At 69.8% G+C, this 15,388-nt stretch carries 10 protein-coding genes; 7 read left to right on the top strand and 3 right to left on the bottom strand.

All coding sequences use genetic code 11. The annotated features are described in order from the left end of the window. Positions 1-4 precede the first annotated feature (4 nt). Both ACWDXC_RS15225 and ACWDXC_RS15220 read right to left on the bottom strand, forming a co-directional pair. Positions 5-1,309, bottom strand: a complete 1,305-nt coding sequence (locus ACWDXC_RS15225) for an extracellular solute-binding protein (protein ID WP_449981826.1) — start codon at positions 1,307-1,309, stop codon at positions 5-7. Between the two features lies 1 nt (position 1,310). Next, positions 1,311-3,836 (bottom strand): glycoside hydrolase family 78 protein, encoded by a 2,526-nt coding sequence (locus ACWDXC_RS15220; protein ID WP_449981824.1) that lies wholly within the window; start codon positions 3,834-3,836, stop codon positions 1,311-1,313. A 183-nt stretch (positions 3,837-4,019) separates the two neighbouring features. On the opposite strand from ACWDXC_RS15220, the gene ACWDXC_RS15215 reads away from it, so the two are divergent. The 4 genes from ACWDXC_RS15215 (at position 4,020) to ACWDXC_RS15200 (ending at position 9,170) form a co-directional block, all read left to right on the top strand. Next, positions 4,020-4,757 carry a DeoR/GlpR family DNA-binding transcription regulator gene (locus ACWDXC_RS15215; RefSeq protein ID WP_449981822.1) on the top strand — a complete coding sequence of 246 codons (738 nt, stop codon included), beginning with the start codon at positions 4,020-4,022 and terminating at the stop codon, positions 4,755-4,757. A gap of 108 nt (positions 4,758-4,865) precedes the next feature. After that, complete coding sequence (locus ACWDXC_RS15210; protein WP_449981820.1) at positions 4,866-6,290, top strand: arabinose isomerase; 1,425 nt, start codon at positions 4,866-4,868, stop codon at positions 6,288-6,290. Between the two features lie 347 nt (positions 6,291-6,637). Then, positions 6,638-7,243 (top strand): response regulator transcription factor, encoded by a 606-nt coding sequence (locus tag ACWDXC_RS15205; RefSeq protein WP_449981818.1) that lies wholly within the window; start codon positions 6,638-6,640, stop codon positions 7,241-7,243. A 133-nt stretch (positions 7,244-7,376) separates the two neighbouring features. Next, the gene (locus ACWDXC_RS15200) at positions 7,377-9,170 is read left to right on the top strand and encodes a sensor histidine kinase (protein ID WP_449981816.1); all 1,794 of its coding nucleotides are present in this window, start codon (positions 7,377-7,379) and stop codon (positions 9,168-9,170) included. An 80-nt stretch (positions 9,171-9,250) separates the two neighbouring features. Here the strand turns inward: ACWDXC_RS15200 and ACWDXC_RS15195 are convergent, their stop codons facing one another. After that, the gene (locus ACWDXC_RS15195; RefSeq protein WP_449981814.1) at positions 9,251-9,850 is read right to left on the bottom strand and encodes a hypothetical protein; all 600 of its coding nucleotides are present in this window, start codon (positions 9,848-9,850) and stop codon (positions 9,251-9,253) included. 414 nt (positions 9,851-10,264) lie between these two features. On the opposite strand from ACWDXC_RS15195, the gene ACWDXC_RS15190 reads away from it, so the two are divergent. The 3 genes from ACWDXC_RS15190 (at position 10,265) to ACWDXC_RS15180 (ending at position 15,378) form a co-directional block, all read left to right on the top strand. After that, positions 10,265-12,814: an ATP-binding protein gene (locus ACWDXC_RS15190; RefSeq protein WP_449981812.1), complete on the top strand. Its 2,550-nt coding sequence runs from the start codon at positions 10,265-10,267 to the stop codon at positions 12,812-12,814. A 184-nt stretch (positions 12,815-12,998) separates the two neighbouring features. After that, positions 12,999-13,649, top strand: coding sequence for a hypothetical protein (locus ACWDXC_RS15185; protein ID WP_449981810.1), 651 nt, complete (start codon positions 12,999-13,001; stop codon positions 13,647-13,649). Positions 13,650-13,830: 181 nt separating this feature from the next. Then, entirely contained in the window at positions 13,831-15,378 is a 1,548-nt protein-coding gene (locus tag ACWDXC_RS15180; protein WP_449981808.1) for an MFS transporter, read from the top strand. Positions 15,379-15,388 lie beyond the last annotated feature (10 nt).

The raw sequence follows: 15,388 nt of genomic DNA, 5'->3' as shown, positions 1-15,388 counted from the left end.
CGGATCACTTCCGGTACGCCTCGTCCATCTTCTTCAGCGCCTCGTCGATCGACGACTTGCCGGCCAGCAGCTCCTGGACGACGGCGAAGTGGACGGGCTGCACCTCGGCGTTGGGCCAGCGCTGGTCCATGAACGGCACCGCGCGGTCCTTGGTGAACGGCAGGAACGACTGGACCGCGGGGTCCACGACGGAGGTGGCGTCCTGGGTGAGCGGGATGGCGGAGATCGCCTCGGCCCAGGCGTTGATGCTCTCCTGCTTGCCGAGGAAGTCGACGAACGCCTTGGCCTCGGCGACGTTGGCGCCCTTGGCGCCGGCGCCGAGGCCGACGACGACGCCGGCCGGGATCCACACGGCGTCCGCCTGATCGGCTCCCGGCACGGGGAACATGGACAGGTCTTCGGCGGACGCGGCGGCTGCCTTGCGGAAGTCGGGCAGCACGGCGGAGACCTGGATGGCCATGCCGGCCTTGCCGGTGGCCACGAGGGAGATCTGCTGCTCGAACGTGGTGCCGTTCGGGTTGTCGTTGAAGAAGCCGCGCTTCTGCAGCTCCAGGTACATCTCCATGGCCTGGCGCCAGCCCGAGCCGGCGAAGGTCGCCTGCCCGGCGAGCTGCTTGTCGTCGAACGTCGGGTCCTTGGCGTAGACGGTCGAGGGGACGAGCGCGTACGTGATGAGCTGGGTGACCCACGGGGTCTGGGCGCCGAGCGCGATGGGCGCGAGACCGGCCTTCTTCAGCTTGCCGCAGACGGCCAGGAACTCGCTCCACGTGGTGGGCGGCGCGTCGATGCCGGCCTTCTCGAAGACCTTCTTGTTGTAGATGGCGCCGATGACCGTCGATCCCGCCGAGTGCATGTACGTCTTGCCGTCGAGCTGGAAGGCAGGCTTGAACCCGTCCGGGATGCTCCGCGTCCACGCCTGGTCGGACAGGTCGGCCAGCAGCCCGGCCTTGGCGATCTGCGTCATCGACATCGCGCTGCCGTTGCCCGGGTAGACGACGTGCAGGTCGGGGGCGTTGCCCGCGCCGAGCTGGGTGCGTACGGACGTCTGCACCTGGTCGGTGGGGGCGTAGGAGGTGGTGAGCCGGACGCTCGGCTTGACCTTCTGGTAGGCGGCGGCCAGTTTGTCCATCGGCGTCATCTGGTCGGAGACGCCGACGAACTTCAGCTCGGTGGCGGCGGGCCCGCCGCCGGTCGTGGCGGTGGTCTGCGGCTTGGTCGAGCAGGCGGTGGCGGCCGCGGCGACGGCCAGGCCGCCCATCATGCGGAAGAACTGGCCACGGCTCACGCGGGCATTGCGCAGGTCGGTCATGTCATGACTCCTCGGTCGTGCTGAAGTGGTGGTCCCCCGAGGACACCTGGCGGGTCTGCCCGTCGGGCAGGTGGACGGTGGCGGTGGCGCCCGGCGGGACGGTCACCGCCAGTTGGAAGGCGCCGTCGCGGCGCTCCCAGGAGACGGCGATCCGGCCGCGCGCCGACTCGTACGCGGCCCGCGCCCAGGTCAGGTCGCCGGGCAGCGGGCGGATGACCAGCTCGCGGTAGGCGACCGAGCCGGGCGCCTGGCCGATGCCGGCGACGCCGCCGTACAGCCAGGCTCCGATCGAGCCGAACGCGTAGTGGTTGAAGGAGTTCATGGACGGCGCGCCCCGGCCGTCCCATCGCTCCCAGATCGTGGTGGCGCCGTTGCGTACCTGGTAGAGCCAGGACGGCGGGGTGGTGCGCCGCAGCAGCGTGTGGGCCAGGTCGGCCCGGCCGTGCTCGGACAGGACGGGGCAGAGCAGGCTCACGCCGATGAAGCCGGTCTGCGGGCCGTGCTCCTCGACCAGCTCGGCGAGCCGCCGGGCGGCGAGGGCGACGCCGGAGGCGGGCAGCAGGCCGAAGGCGAGAGCGAGCAGGTAGCCGGTCTGGGTGTCGCCCGCCAGCCTGCCCGAGGCCGATACGAACGTTTTAATGAAGGCCGTGCGAATGTCGTCCGCGAGGGCGCGCAGCCGCTCCGCGTCGCCGGTGCGGCCGTGGACCAGCGCGGCCCTGGCGGTCAGGTCGGCGCTGCGGTGGAAGAAGGCGGTGGCCAGCAGCTCGCGCGGCGTCGCCGGGCCCGGCGCCAGCCAGTCGGCGAAGTGCGGGCCCGTCCTGAAGCGCCAGATCAGGTCGGGATTGTGGCGGTGCACGAAGTCCACCCACGCGGCCATGGAGTCCACGTCGAGGAATCCGGCGTCGCCGTAGGTCTCGTACAGGTGCCACGGGATGATCACCCCGGCGTCGGCCCAGCCGGGCGCTCCCTCTTCGGCGACGCCGCTGATCCGGGGCGCGACGTTGGGGAAGCCGCCCTCGGCGCTCTGCGCGTCGCGCACGTCGTCCAGCCACTTGGCGAAGAACGCGGCGACGTCGGCGTTGAAGCAGGCGGTGGGCAGGAACACCTGCGCGTCGGCCAGCCAGCCGAGCCGCTCGTCGCGCTGCGGGCAGTCGGTCGGGACGCTGACGAAGTTGCTCCGCTGCCCCCACTCGATGTTGCGCCGCAACTGCTCGACCTCCGGGTCGGAGCAGGCGAACGTGCCCGTCCACGGGGTGTCGCTGTGCAGGACCACGGCCTCGACGCCGGCGGGCCGCTCCAGGCCGGTGATCTCGGCGTAGCGGAAGCCGTGGTAGGTGAAGGCGGGCTCGAACACGGTCGCCGGGCCCGCGCTGATGATCGTGTCGGTGGCGTCGGCGGTGCGCAGGTTGGCCGTGTCGGGGCGGCCCTGCTCGTCGAGCGTCTCGGCGTGCCTGAGGGTGACGCGCGTGCCGGGCGGCAGCTCGGGCAGGGTGAGGCGGACGCGGCCCGCGAGGTTCTGCCCGAAGTCGGCCACGTGGGAGTCGGGGCCGGTCCGGGTGAGCGTGACCGCGGGCAGCCGGGTGACCGCCCTGATCGGCTCGTCCGGGGCCGGGACCAGCAGGTCGTGGTCGCGCCCGGTCACCACGACCGGCCGCCAGCCGGTGTCGTCGAAGCCGGGCAGCTCCCAGCCGGGGGTGGCCGCGCGCAGATCGTGGAACTCGCCCTTGAGCAGGTCGGCGTAGCGGACGTGGCCGGGGGCGGTGCGCCAGGCGGCGTCGGTGCCGACGACCCGCGTCGTGCCGTCGGCGAAGGTCAGGTGCAGCTCGGCGATCAGCTCGGGGAAGCGGCCGTAGTGGAAGCCGGGCCGGCGCGGGTCGAACCCGGTGAAGCCGCTCCACCAGCCGTCGGCGAGCGTCACGGCCAGCACGTTCTCGCCGGGGGCGAGCTGGGCGGTGACGTCGTACGTCTGATAGTGCACGCGCCGGTGGTAGTCGGTCCAGCCGGGGGCGAGCTGGGCGTCGCCGGCCCGCGTGCCGTTGACGGCGGCCTCGTACAGGCCCCTGGCGCTGATGCGCAACCGCGCGGCGGTCACCGGCGCGCCGAGCGTGAAGGCGCGGCGGAGCTGAGGGCTGGGCAGCAGGCCGTGGTGGGGCAGCGCCCGCTCGCCCTCGGTGGGCGGGTCCACGTGCTCGACCGCGTCGGGGTCGGCGGCGATCCAGGCGGCCGACCAGCGGTCGTGGGCGGTCTCGAACCAGGAGCGGGCGGTGCTCGTGCTGCCGTCGGCGGCGCGGAGCGTGACCCGCCAGTCGTAGCGGGCGCCCGGGCGCAGCGGCGGCCCGGCGTAGCGGACGGCGATCCCGGCGGGGTCGGCCAGCTCGCCGCTGGACCAGAGGCCGTCCACCTCGACGACGCAGGAGACCGGGTCGGCACCGGCGAGCCGCCAGGACAGGCGTGGCGCGGAGCCGGTCACACCGAGCGGGGTCGTGCGATGGTCACAGCTCAGGCCGTATGCCCGTACCGAGCCCACGCCCCACCTCCGTCCCGCATTGCTGTTAACTTCACAGCCTGCTCTGTTAGATGTGATGGTGGGGGGAGATTAGGAGTCGCCCCAGCGAGGTGTCAAGAGTAGGATTCGCGACCGTCCAGGCGAGGTGGGATTCAGGTGAATGCGCGGCAGCACTCCTCCGGCAGATCCGCGCGGTGGCGGGACATGGCCGAGCTGATCGTGCGTCAGGGGTCGGCATCGGTCACCGAGCTGGCCGAGAGCTTCGGCGTCAGCGTCATGACCGTGCACCGCGACCTCGACGAGCTGGAGCGCCAGGGCATGGTGCGCAAGGTCCGCGGCGGCGTCACGGCCCAGGCGTCCAACGTCTGGGAGAGCAACATCGCCTACCGGCGCCAGGCGCACGCCGCCGAGAAGGACGCGATCGCCCGGGTGGTGGCCGGGCTGATCGAGCCGGGCAGCTCGGTGATGCTCGACGACTCCACCACGGCGCTGGCCGTGGCCAGGCGGCTCGCGCAGATGGCGCCGCTGACCGTGGTGACGAACTTCCTGGAGGCGATCAGGCTGCTGGCCGGCGCCCCCGACATCCGGCTCATCGCGCTCGGCGGGGAGTATCACGCCACGCATGACTCGTTCCTCGGTCTCGGCTGCGTGGACGCGGCCGAGGCGGTCAGCACCGACGTGGTGGTGGTGTCCACCTCGGCGATCTCCGAGCAGTACGCGTTCCATCAGGAGCAGGAGATCGTGCTGGTCAAGCGGGCGATGCTGCGTTCGGGCGCGCGGCGCATCCTGGCCGTCGACGGCTCCAAGCTGGCGCGCGTGGCCCTGCACCGGGTGGCCGCGCTGGACGAGTTCGACCTCGTCGTGGTCGACTCCAACGCGCCCGCCGAATTGCTGCAGCGGTTGCGTGACCATCACCGTAACGTCGAGGTGGCGCCGTTGTAACGGTCAAGGTTGTTATTTTTAACGCGCCTCTTGTTAAGAATGTGACAGCTTGCTACAAAGTGAGGGCTCTGACTGCGGAGAAATCCGCCGGGCGAAGGGAGAGCCCTCATGACCACGTTCACCCGCGTCACCCCGCCCCGCACCAAGGTTGGATTGGTGGCCGGCGGGCTCGGAGCCTACTGGCCGCAGTTCCCCGACCTGCTCCCCCAGCTGGAGCGCTCGTCGGCGCGGGTCGCCGAGCGGATGAAGGCGCTCGACTGCGAGGTGGTCGACGTCGGCTTCATCTCCGACGCCCAGGAGGGCGCCGCCGCGGCCGAACGACTGCGCGAAGCCGGCTGCGATCTCATCGTCGGCTTCCTCACCACGTACATGACCGCCACCATGCTGGTGCCGATCGCGCAGCGCAGCGGCGCGCCCGTGCTGCTGATCAACCTCCAGCCGACCGAGTCGATGGACCACGCCACCTTCGACACCGGCCAGTGGCTCGCCTACTGCGGCGCCTGCCCGCTGCCGGAGATGGCCAACGCGTTCATGCGCTGCGACATCCCGTTCCGCTCGGTCTCCGGCTACCTGGAGGACGAGCGGGCGTGGGAGAAGATCGGCCGCTGGGTGCGCGCCGCCGGGGTGCGGGCCGCGCTGCGCAAGGGCCGGCACGGGCTGATGGGCCACCTGTATCCGGGCATGCTGGACGTGGCGAGCGACCTCACGCTGGTCAGCGCCAACTTCGGCGGGCACGTGGAGGTGCTGGAGTTCGACGACCTGCGGGTCCGCGTCGAGAAGGTGACGGACGCCGAGGCGCGTGAGCGCACGGAGCTGGCCCGCGAGGTGTTCGAACTGGCCGACACCGTCAACGAGGACGACCTGGCGTGGGCGGCCCGCGTCTCGGCGGGGCTCGACCGGCTGGTCGCGGACTTCGAGCTGGACAGCCTGGCCTACTACCACCGCGGGCTCGACGGGGAGATCCACGAGCGGCTGGGCGCCGGCATGATCCTCGGCTCGTCGCTGCTCACCGCCCGCGGCATCCCGGCCGCCGGCGAGTACGAGCTGCGCACGTCGCTGGCCATGCTCGTCATGGACCGGCTGGGCGGCGGCGGCTCGTTCACCGAGCTGCAGGCGCTCGACTTCAGCCGCGGCCACGTGGAGATGGGCCACGACGGACCGGCCCACCTGGCGATCAGCTCCCGCCGCCCGCTGCTGCGCGGCCTCGGCGTCTACCACGGCAAACGGGGCTGGGGCGTGTCCGTCGAGTTCGACGTGGCGCACGGGCCGGTCACCGCGTTCGGGCTGCGGCAGGGGCGCGACGGCACGTTCGGCTTCGTCGTCTCCGAGGGCGCGGTGGTGCCCGGCCCGCTGCTGCGGATCGGCAACACCACGTCCCGGGTGGACTTCGGCTGCGATCCGGGCGAATGGACCGACGCCTGGAGCGCGAGCGGCATCTCGCACCACTGGGCGCTCGGCACCGGCCATCGGGCCGCCGACCTGCGTGCGGTGGCCGATCTGCTCGGCGCCGAGTTCATCCACGTCCAGCCCTGAGCTTTCACCCTGGACGCACGCCACCGCCGGGCCTTGTGAAGGGCATTGGCGCCTGCCACGGCCGCGACCTCCGCAATGCGTACGTTCGGGCGGGTAGCCGCGGACCTTTGCTGGTATAGCATCTTGCTGCCGACCGAGGTCTTGGCCGGCGGCACGGTGCGCGCCCGGCACAGGGCATCGTCTGTCTCCGTCGCCGTGACGGTGTTGCCCTTGGGTCGTTCTCCCGGTTCACGGCCGAGACGCAACCGGGCCCCACGGCCCCGCCGGTTACGGCTGGACAGGCGGACGGCGGCCACGATGCGGTTCCGCTCGAGCAGCACGCCATACGCACCATTCGGGAGGACCAGGTGATCCGGATTCTCATCGCCGAAGACATGCGTATCCTGAGAGACACCCTGACCACTCTGCTCGATCTGGAGGACGATCTCGAGGTCGTCGCCGCGGTCAGCGCAGGCGACCGGATCGTTCCCGCCGCGCTCGAGCATCGCCCCGACATCGCCTTGATCGACGTCGACCTGCCGCAGGTGGACGGCCTCACGGCAGCGGCGGAACTGTCCACCCGGCTGCCCGGTTGCCCCATCCTGATCCTGACCGGGCTGGCCAAACCAGGAACGTTGCGCCGCGCGCTGGCCGCACAGGTGTCCGGCTTCATCGTCAAGGACGCCCCCGCAGACGTCCTCGTCAACGCCATCCGCCGGGTCGTCGCCGGAGAACGGGTCATCGACCCGCAGCTGGCGTTGGCGACGCTCGAGCGATCCGACAATCCGCTCACGCAGCGCGAGGCGGAAGTGCTGAGGCGGCATGCGGGCGGAGCCTCCACGGCCGAGATCGCCGCCGTGACGCACCTGTCGTACGGAACCGTACGCAACTATCTCGCCGCGGCCGTGACGAAACTCGGCGCGCGCAATCGCGTCGACGCGGCCCGCATCGCCGACGAGGCCGGCTGGCTGTAGGCAGGGGGCGAGGCGGACGGGCGGGCGGGGTGGCGCGGTGACACGGCGGGGCGACCTCACGGGCTCGGATCCGGAAACCGGTCCGGAGCCCCGGGGGGCGTGGGTCTTCGCCACCGCGTTCCTATGCCTGCTGGTGCCGGCGAGAGCGTCGTTCGCGGCGTTCTGGGCCGGACCCGGTGGGGTCATCACGACCGTGATGCTGTTCCTGCTGCCTCTGCTGTACACGATCCCGCGTGGCCGAGTCCTCTGGTCGCGTTACCGCGGGCCGCTGCTGGCCGCGCAGGCCGCCCTGACCTACCTGCCCTTTCTCGTTTTCGGCCCCGACTGGGTCGCGGCGGTGTCGGGGTTGCTCGGCGGGCTCATCCTGCTCACCGTCCGGTATCCGCTGTCGTGGCTCGGGTTCTGCGCCATCGTGGTGATCGAGGTGGTGCTGCGGACCGCCGGGGTGCCGGCTCCGGGAGCGCCGTTCGCGCTGTCCGTCAACATGGTCGTCTCCCTGGTGAGCACGGCGCTGACCCTGTTCGGCCTGGTTCGGCTCGCCGACCTTGTCACCGAGCTGCACACCACCCGGCGAAAGCTCGCGGCCGCGGCCGCCGATCAGCAGCGCCGCCGCTCGGCCGGTCGGCTACGGGAGGCGGTCGGCGACCACCTCCAGGCGGTCACCGATCGGGCCCGGGCCGCCCTGGACCTGCTGCCCGGACACGCCGAGCAGGCCCGCGCCCGGCTGATCGAAGGCGGCAGCATCGCCAGGCAAGCGCTCCAGGGAGTCAGGGCAGTGGCAGGTGAGGCCCAAGCCGCCCCGCCGCAAGCCGATGTGGATCCCGACGACGGCATCTTGGCGCCCCGGCTGGCGCGCGCGGTGCTCGTGGTGGTGCTGGCCGCTTTTCTCGTGCAGGTCCTGGCCAACGCCGCGGGGCTGGGCATCACCGTGGCGGCGAGCGTGGCGGCCGTGGTGGTCGTCGTCGGCGGGCTCCAGCTCCATCACTCCGCGGCCTACCGGACGGGTGCTCGGCCTCGCGGGTGGGTGTGGACGCTATCGGCGCAGACGGCCGTGAGCCTCGGGTCGTTCTGGGTGGTCGGTCAGGTCGCGGTGCTCGGGCTGGCGGGGTTCGCGGCAGGATCTGCGCTCCTGCTCGTGCCCGGACGGTGGGCGTGGGCCGTGTTCCTGACCGTCGCCGCCACGGTCGGGGTCATCAGCGGGGCCGTCTCCCCCTACGGGGCCTTCGACGGGGTGTACGCGGCGGCGGGGACGGCGGCCTACGGGTTGGCAGTGTACGGGCTGTCGCGTCTGACCGACCTGGCACGCCAGGTGGCCACCGCGCGCCGGAACCTCGCCATGACGGCCGCGCTGCGGGAACGGTCGCGGCTGGCCAGGGACATTCACGATCTGCTGGGGCTGGGACTGTCGGCAGTGGCGCTCAAGTGCGACCTGGTCGTCCGCCTCATCGGACGTGATGATCGCAAGGCCCGCTCCGAGTTGGAGCAGCTCGTGGCCGTCGCCGCCACCACCGGCAGCGACATCCAGGCGATCGCAGACCGGGGGCACCCGCTGTCGCTGGAGGCCGAACTGGTGTCCGCCGGAGCCGTGCTCGCTCTGGCCGGCGTCCAGGTCCACGTGGAGGTGACGGAACAGTCGGTTCCCTCACCGGTCGCGGCGGTACTGGCGATCTCGCTGCGGGAGGCCGTCACCAACGTCGTACGGCATGCCACGGCGCGAGAGTGCACGATCATGGTAACCATCGAGCGGGACTCTGCCGGACTGCGGGTCGTCAATGACGGGCTCCCCGGCGACCGGCCGGCGACGCCGGAGCGTCCAGGGCACGGCCTGGCCAACCTCGCCGAACGCGCCGAAGCCCTCGGCGGGTCCCTGACCACCCGGTCGGAGCAGCGGCAGTTCGAGGTCGCCATCCGGATCCCGCTGGGCTAGAGGGAACCGCGCACCCTGATTGGCCCCGACCGGTCGCCCAGGAACGACGCGCTGGCTCGCGTACGCCGTAGCTCGATCGTTCATGAAGCGTCTTCGCCGGCCACCAGGACGGCGCCTGCCAAGGCTCGGTGCTGGTAGGAGTGCGGCTCGCCCTGCGCCGTCGTCACCTCGATCGGCCACGCCAATCCGAGTGCCGTGCCGAGCATCGAACTGAGGGCTGAGTGCACCCGCAGCTCGTCGGCCGTGTCGTCCACCAAAGCCACATACAGCCATGTTCCAGCTTCGGCGCTGTCAGCGCTGCTGCGCCACGTGCGATACAGGCCGTGCACGCGTTGTCGTTCGGCCTCGGTGGCCAGGAGGTCATCGGCTCGGGACGGGTCAGGGGCCGAGGGGGGCGCCGTCCGCCGGAAATCGTGCGTCCTGCTCGCCGGCTTGTCCACGACCCGCAGACGGTCGATCTCGGGTGCGTTCGGATCTCCGACCACAGCACGGAGCAGGTCCCGTTCCGCGGGGTCGATCTGGACTTCCTCGATCACCAGGTTGACCAGGAGCGTGTCGTCGGCGAGCCCGTCTTCGCCGACGAAGTAGTAGACCCGGACGGACTCGAGAACCACGTCGGAGAGCCGTCCGGCCAGCCGTCGGCACAGGACTGTGGCATTGGTGTACCTGGTGACGTCCATCGCGCTCCATCTTCGTACGTCGTTGAGCAACCTGAGCAGAGCGCACGACGACGCCGAACGCGCCGCCCCGCCCTGGAGTCGCTTCGGCGCGTACATTTATGCCGGACCGCCCTTGCCAGGAGGGGAGGCGTTCGGCTCCGCGCGGTGTCCCTTCCGCTGTGGGAGCCACGCAATGCAGGAGAACCCAGGGTCCGACATGCCCCACCCTGCCAGCGGGAACCCGGACACATCGGGCTCGCAGTGAGGCGATCAGGTGGAATCAGACAGCATACCCGTCTTCGCGTAGAAATACCGAAAGCATTTCGGAAACGTTGACCCGGTCGCATTACGCACACACCCCGTCCCGCTGTGATTCAACCGTGCCTCGTCCTGGATCAGAGGCGCACTCAGATGACTACAGCACGGAGAAGGTTCATGTCCGAAGAGACCCCTGAGGCAGAGAAACCGGCGCTTGGCCCTCTGCTACGAGCCTGGCGCCGACGAGCACTACTCAGCCAAAGCCAGCTCGCGGACCAGGCCGGCCTGTCAGTGCGGACCATCGGTCGTATGGAAACAAACGCCATGCCGTGCCCACGGACCACGTCAGCGCAGTTATTAGCCGACGCACTGGGGCTGAATCCCCAGGAGCGCGCGTTGCTGGCTTCCGTCATCCACGACGAGAGACCGGTTCCGGCAAAGGCGAAACAAGCCGAGGCGGCAACCGGTTCGGCACCCCCGCCGCGGCAACTGCCTGGCGACGTGGTCGATTTCGTGGGCCGCGTAAGCGAACTTGCGGCCCTCACCACGGCCCCGCCTCCGGCAATTACCGCGATCGACGGGATGGCGGGTATCGGTAAGACCGCGTTGGCCGTGCACGCCGCCCATCAGCTCGCCTCGCGCTTCACTGACGGACAACTCTTCATAGATCTGCACGGATATACCCAGGGCCTGGCGCCAGTAGAGCCGTCCGACGCGCTCGGCCGTCTCCTCAATGCGCTGGGTATCCCGGCAGACCAGATCCCACGAGGTCTCGAGGATCGCGCCGCGCTCTACCGCAGCCGAATAGAGGGCCGGAAGATCCTCCTCGTGCTGGACAACGCCGTCTCGGAGAGCCAGGTCCTTCCATTGCTGCCGGGTGCGAAGGAATGCCAGGTTCTGATCACGAGTCGTCGGCGCCTCACCATGCTGAACGTCGCCCAGACATTGTCCCTGGACGTTCTTCCCGGGGCTGAGGCTGTCGACCTGTTCATGTCCGCAACGGGCGGAGTACGGCTTTCCCGCACGCCGCGATCCGTACTCAGCGAGATCGTGGAATGCTGCGGCATGCTTCCGTTGACGATCCGCATCGCGGCGGGCCGGCTTCGCTCCCGCGTCGCGTGGGACGCATCCTTTCTGCTTGATCGACTGCGCGAGCACGAGCCACGGCTGGCCGCACTGACGGCCGGGCGCCACAACATCACCGTGGCGCTCGACCTCTCGTATCGCGACCTCACTCCTGAGCAGCGACAGGTCTACCGCGTTCTGGGCCTGCACCCGGGGGCCAACATCGGCACACAGGCGGCGGCGGCGCTCTTGGGCATGCCGGTAGTGGAAGTCGAGCGTCACATGGAGGCATTGCTGGATGCCCACCTGCTGATGGAGCCGGTTCCTGGCCGTCATCAGTTTCATGATCTGACACGCCAGCACGCGGCCGGCGCGGCCGCGCGTGACGAACCCGACTCCGATCGCCGCGCCGCCGTGGCGCGGATGCTGGATTACTACTGCTACACGACGTCAGTGGCCATGAGTCACTGCTACCCCTACGAGGCCGACGAACGGCCTGAGGTACCGGCGTTCACCAGTCCGGCTCAACCTCTGCGTGACGCCGAGCAAGCTGCGGCCTGGCTGGATCTCGAGCTGGCCAACTTACTGGCCGCAGCCGAGCTCGCTGCCGCCGGCGGGTGGCCTGACCAGCTCAACCATCTGTCGGCCACCCTGGAACGTTACCTGCGTACGTGCGCGCGGTACGGCGAAGGAGAAACGCTCCACTCGCGGGCGCTGGCTTCCGCCCGGGCCTGCGGTGACCGGGCCGGCGAGGTGGCCGCGTTGCACGCGCTCGGCGACACCAGCTCGCTGCGAGGCAGGCACGACGAGGCGAGTGACTACTTCACACAGGCTCTCGACATCGCTGTGGCCGGCAATATGCGCACAGGCTGGCAACGTGCGCTCAATGGCATCGGGTGGGTACGGCGACGTCAGGGGCTGCATGAACAGGCGGCCGAAGCGTTTCTGCAAGCCCTGGAGATCACCAGAGCCGACAATCGTCGCACCGGCCAACTGGATGCGCTGACCGGACTCGGTGACGTTCTTCGGCTTCAAGGCAAATACCAGCAGGCGAGCGCATGCTTGCTCGAGGGGCTGCGAATCGCGCAAGACATCGGGCATCGCACAGGAGAACTGAAGGCCCTCAGTGGTCTGGGTCATATCCGTCGCGCTCAGGAACTCTACGACGAGGCCGCAGGATATTTCGCACAAGCGCTGCGGGCCGCTCGTGCCACGGGCCATCGAACCGGCGAATTGGACACCATGACCAGCCTCGCCGACCTGCACCGCTTGCGGGGGGACTTCGCCGAGGCCGTCTACAGTTACAACCACGCCCTCGAAGTGGCACAGGAGATCGGCAACCACAACTGGCAGTTCGAGGCACTCCAGGGATTGGGCCGTCTTCACCACGTCTCTGGCCGGTCTGCGGAGGCCCTGGACGCTCACCGGGAAGCCCTGCGCATCGCCACGGATCTTGATCAGCCTGACGATCAGGCCCGCGCCCATGATGGGCTCGCCCATGCCTATGAGGCCCTGGGCCAGTACGAACTCGCCCGCCGGCATTGGCAGCAAGCATTGGACATTCTCACAAAGCTCGGAGCAGAACGTACCGAGGACGAGGAGGCCAATGTCACTGCCATTCGCGAATACCTGGCCAAACTAGGTCGCCCGCGCGTGTCGTGACGCACCAGCCTGGGCTGGGAGGGAGGTCAGCGTGGCCGCTCCTGCCCGGCAGCATGAACCCGCTCCGGCCCCTGATGCTCATGACCGTATGACAATTGTCATGGCTGCGGCAGTGCGTTACCCAGGCGCAGCCGGTGTTCTCGGCACTGGTGGGTCCGACGTGCTCATCTTCAGGATTGGGGACATGGACACCTCTTCCCCGTACCTGGGGACACACCGCGATCCCGAGCCGAGATCCCCTCAGGACGTACAAGAAATGCACGGCGAACGCCGAGCGGCGGGATGGAGTTCGAGCTGGGCCGGCCGGCTGGCGAGGCGCTGGCCAACAGCGCTGGCACTGGCTGCTTCGGCGGCGACCTTCGGCGGGAGCGCGACGGACGAGGGCGTGTGGGGACTGGCCCACGCGTTGATGCTCCTTCCGACGTTGTACCTGGTCATGGCCAAGCTGCGTCAGCCGGCTCTGACGTGGATCGGGCTGGTGGTCGGGCTCGTCACGACGGTCGGTCTGCGCATGACGGAGGTCGTCACACCTTCTGCGGCCTTCGCCATGTTGGCCTTGGCTGTGCTGGTGTGGTCAGGGGTGGACGGGCAGTTGCGCCGCGACGGCACCTTCCGCGCACAGGCGGTCGGCATGCTCGTCTTCGGCGGTCTGGCCGTGGCTGCGCTCTTGGTCGATCCGGCCGTGGGCCGTTACCTGGTAGCGGCGGGCTGGTTCTTCCACGGGGTGTGGGACTTCGCGCATCTGCGGCTGAACAGGCCGGTGGCCCGATCCTTCGCTGAGTGGTGCGGCGTGGTGGACGTACTGGTCGCCCTTCAAGTGCTCTTCATGCTGTAGGACGTGAGCACGCTCAGTCACCGGCAGCGTGGGCCGAGGCGAACTCGGGCGCGGAGCGTGCTCAATCCTCCTGGTCCCCGGCAACCAGCATGTGAAGCGGCCCAGCGGTGAAGTCGGCCAGGCCGACTACGGAATGTGGCCGGCACACGGTGCCCGGCCCGACGACAGAAAGGACGTTCTCGTGACGGCCACCGACATCAGTTCCGCCCGCCGTGCCGGCTTGAAAGAGTGGCTCGGTCTCGGCGTGCTGGTCCTGCCCGCGATGCTGCTCTTCGCGATGCTCACAGTGTTGTTCCTCGCCATCCCGCAGTTGGCCGCAGAGCTCAGGCCGAGCAGCACCCAAACACTCTGGATCATCGACATCTACGGCTTCCTGATGGCCGGGTTCCTGGTCACGATGGGCACTCTCGGGGACAGGATCGGGCACAGACGACTGTTGATCACGGGCGCGGCCGTCTTCGCCATCGTCTCGATCCTGGCGGCCGGCACTTCCGACCCCACGCTGCTGATCGTCTGGAGAGCTGTCCTCGGCATCGCCGCAGCTACCCAGATGCCCGCAACCCTGGGCCTGATCTTCTCCACCTTCACCGACCCGCGCCAGCGCGGCGTCGCGGTCGGAGTGTGGTCGGGCGCCATCTCGGTCGGGACAGGCTTGGGGCCGGTGGTCGGCGGGGCACTCCTGGAGGCCTTTTCCTGGCGTGCGGCCTTTCTGCTGGCGGTTCCCGTCATGGTGCTGGTGGCGATCGGGGCGCCCTTCCTGCTGCCTGCCAACCGTAATCCCGCCGCCGGCCGCGTGGACGTGGTCAGCGTGTTGCTGTCCCTGGCGACCTTGCTGCCGATCGTCTACGGCGCGAAAGAACTCGGAAAGGATGACCGACTCGTTGTGGCGCCGGCCGCCATCGTGATCGGGCTGGCCTTCGGCGCCTGGTTCGTCATCCGCCAGCTGCGCCTGCCCGAACCGCTGCTGGACGTCCGGCTCTTCACTCATCGAGCGGTCAGCGGCGCCCTGGGCGTGTTCCTTCTGGCGGCGACCGCGCTGGGGGGCGTGTACCTGCTGTTCACTCAGTTCCTCCAGCTGGTCGAGGGACTCTCTCCCCTGCAGGCGGGGCTGTGGGTGTTGCCGGCAGCGGCGTTGCTCGTGCTGGTCTCCACCGCCTCGCCCGTTCTGGCCCGGCGTGTCCGCCCGGGACACCTCATCGCCGCCGGGCTGGCCACTCAGGTGATCGGCTACCTGATGCTCACCCAAGTAGGCGCCATCGGTGGCCTGGGACTGCTCATCGCAGGCTTCATGGTCCTGTACCCGGCAGTCGCGCCGTCCATGGCGCTGACCACGAACATCGTCGTCGGCTCGGTCCCGCCCCAGAAGGCGGGGGCAGCCTCTGGGCTTGCGGCCACGTGCAGCGACCTCGGCATCTCGCTCGGCATCGCGATCATCGGCAGCATCGCCGCCTCCGTCTACCGCGGCCAGGCCGGCGCCGAGTTGCCTGACGGCCTGCCGCCACAGGCGCTTGCCGACAGCCGGGACAGCCTGGACGGCGCCGTCGCCGCCGCGCAGACGCTGCCTGGCGACCTCGCCGCAGCAGTGCTCACACCGGCTCGAGCGGCCTTCGCCGGAGGACTCAACACCGCGGCTGCCGTCGCCGCGATCATCGCCGCCGGCGCGGCGGTACTGGCTCTGGTCCGGCTCGGCCACATTCCGCCCACCGGTCCCGGCAAGGCCGGCGAATAACTCCATGCCC

Source organism: Nonomuraea sp. NPDC003214 (assembly GCF_053590035.1).
Note: the sequence above shows the minus strand (reverse complement) of the source record. Positions and strands in the feature narration are given on the sequence as shown.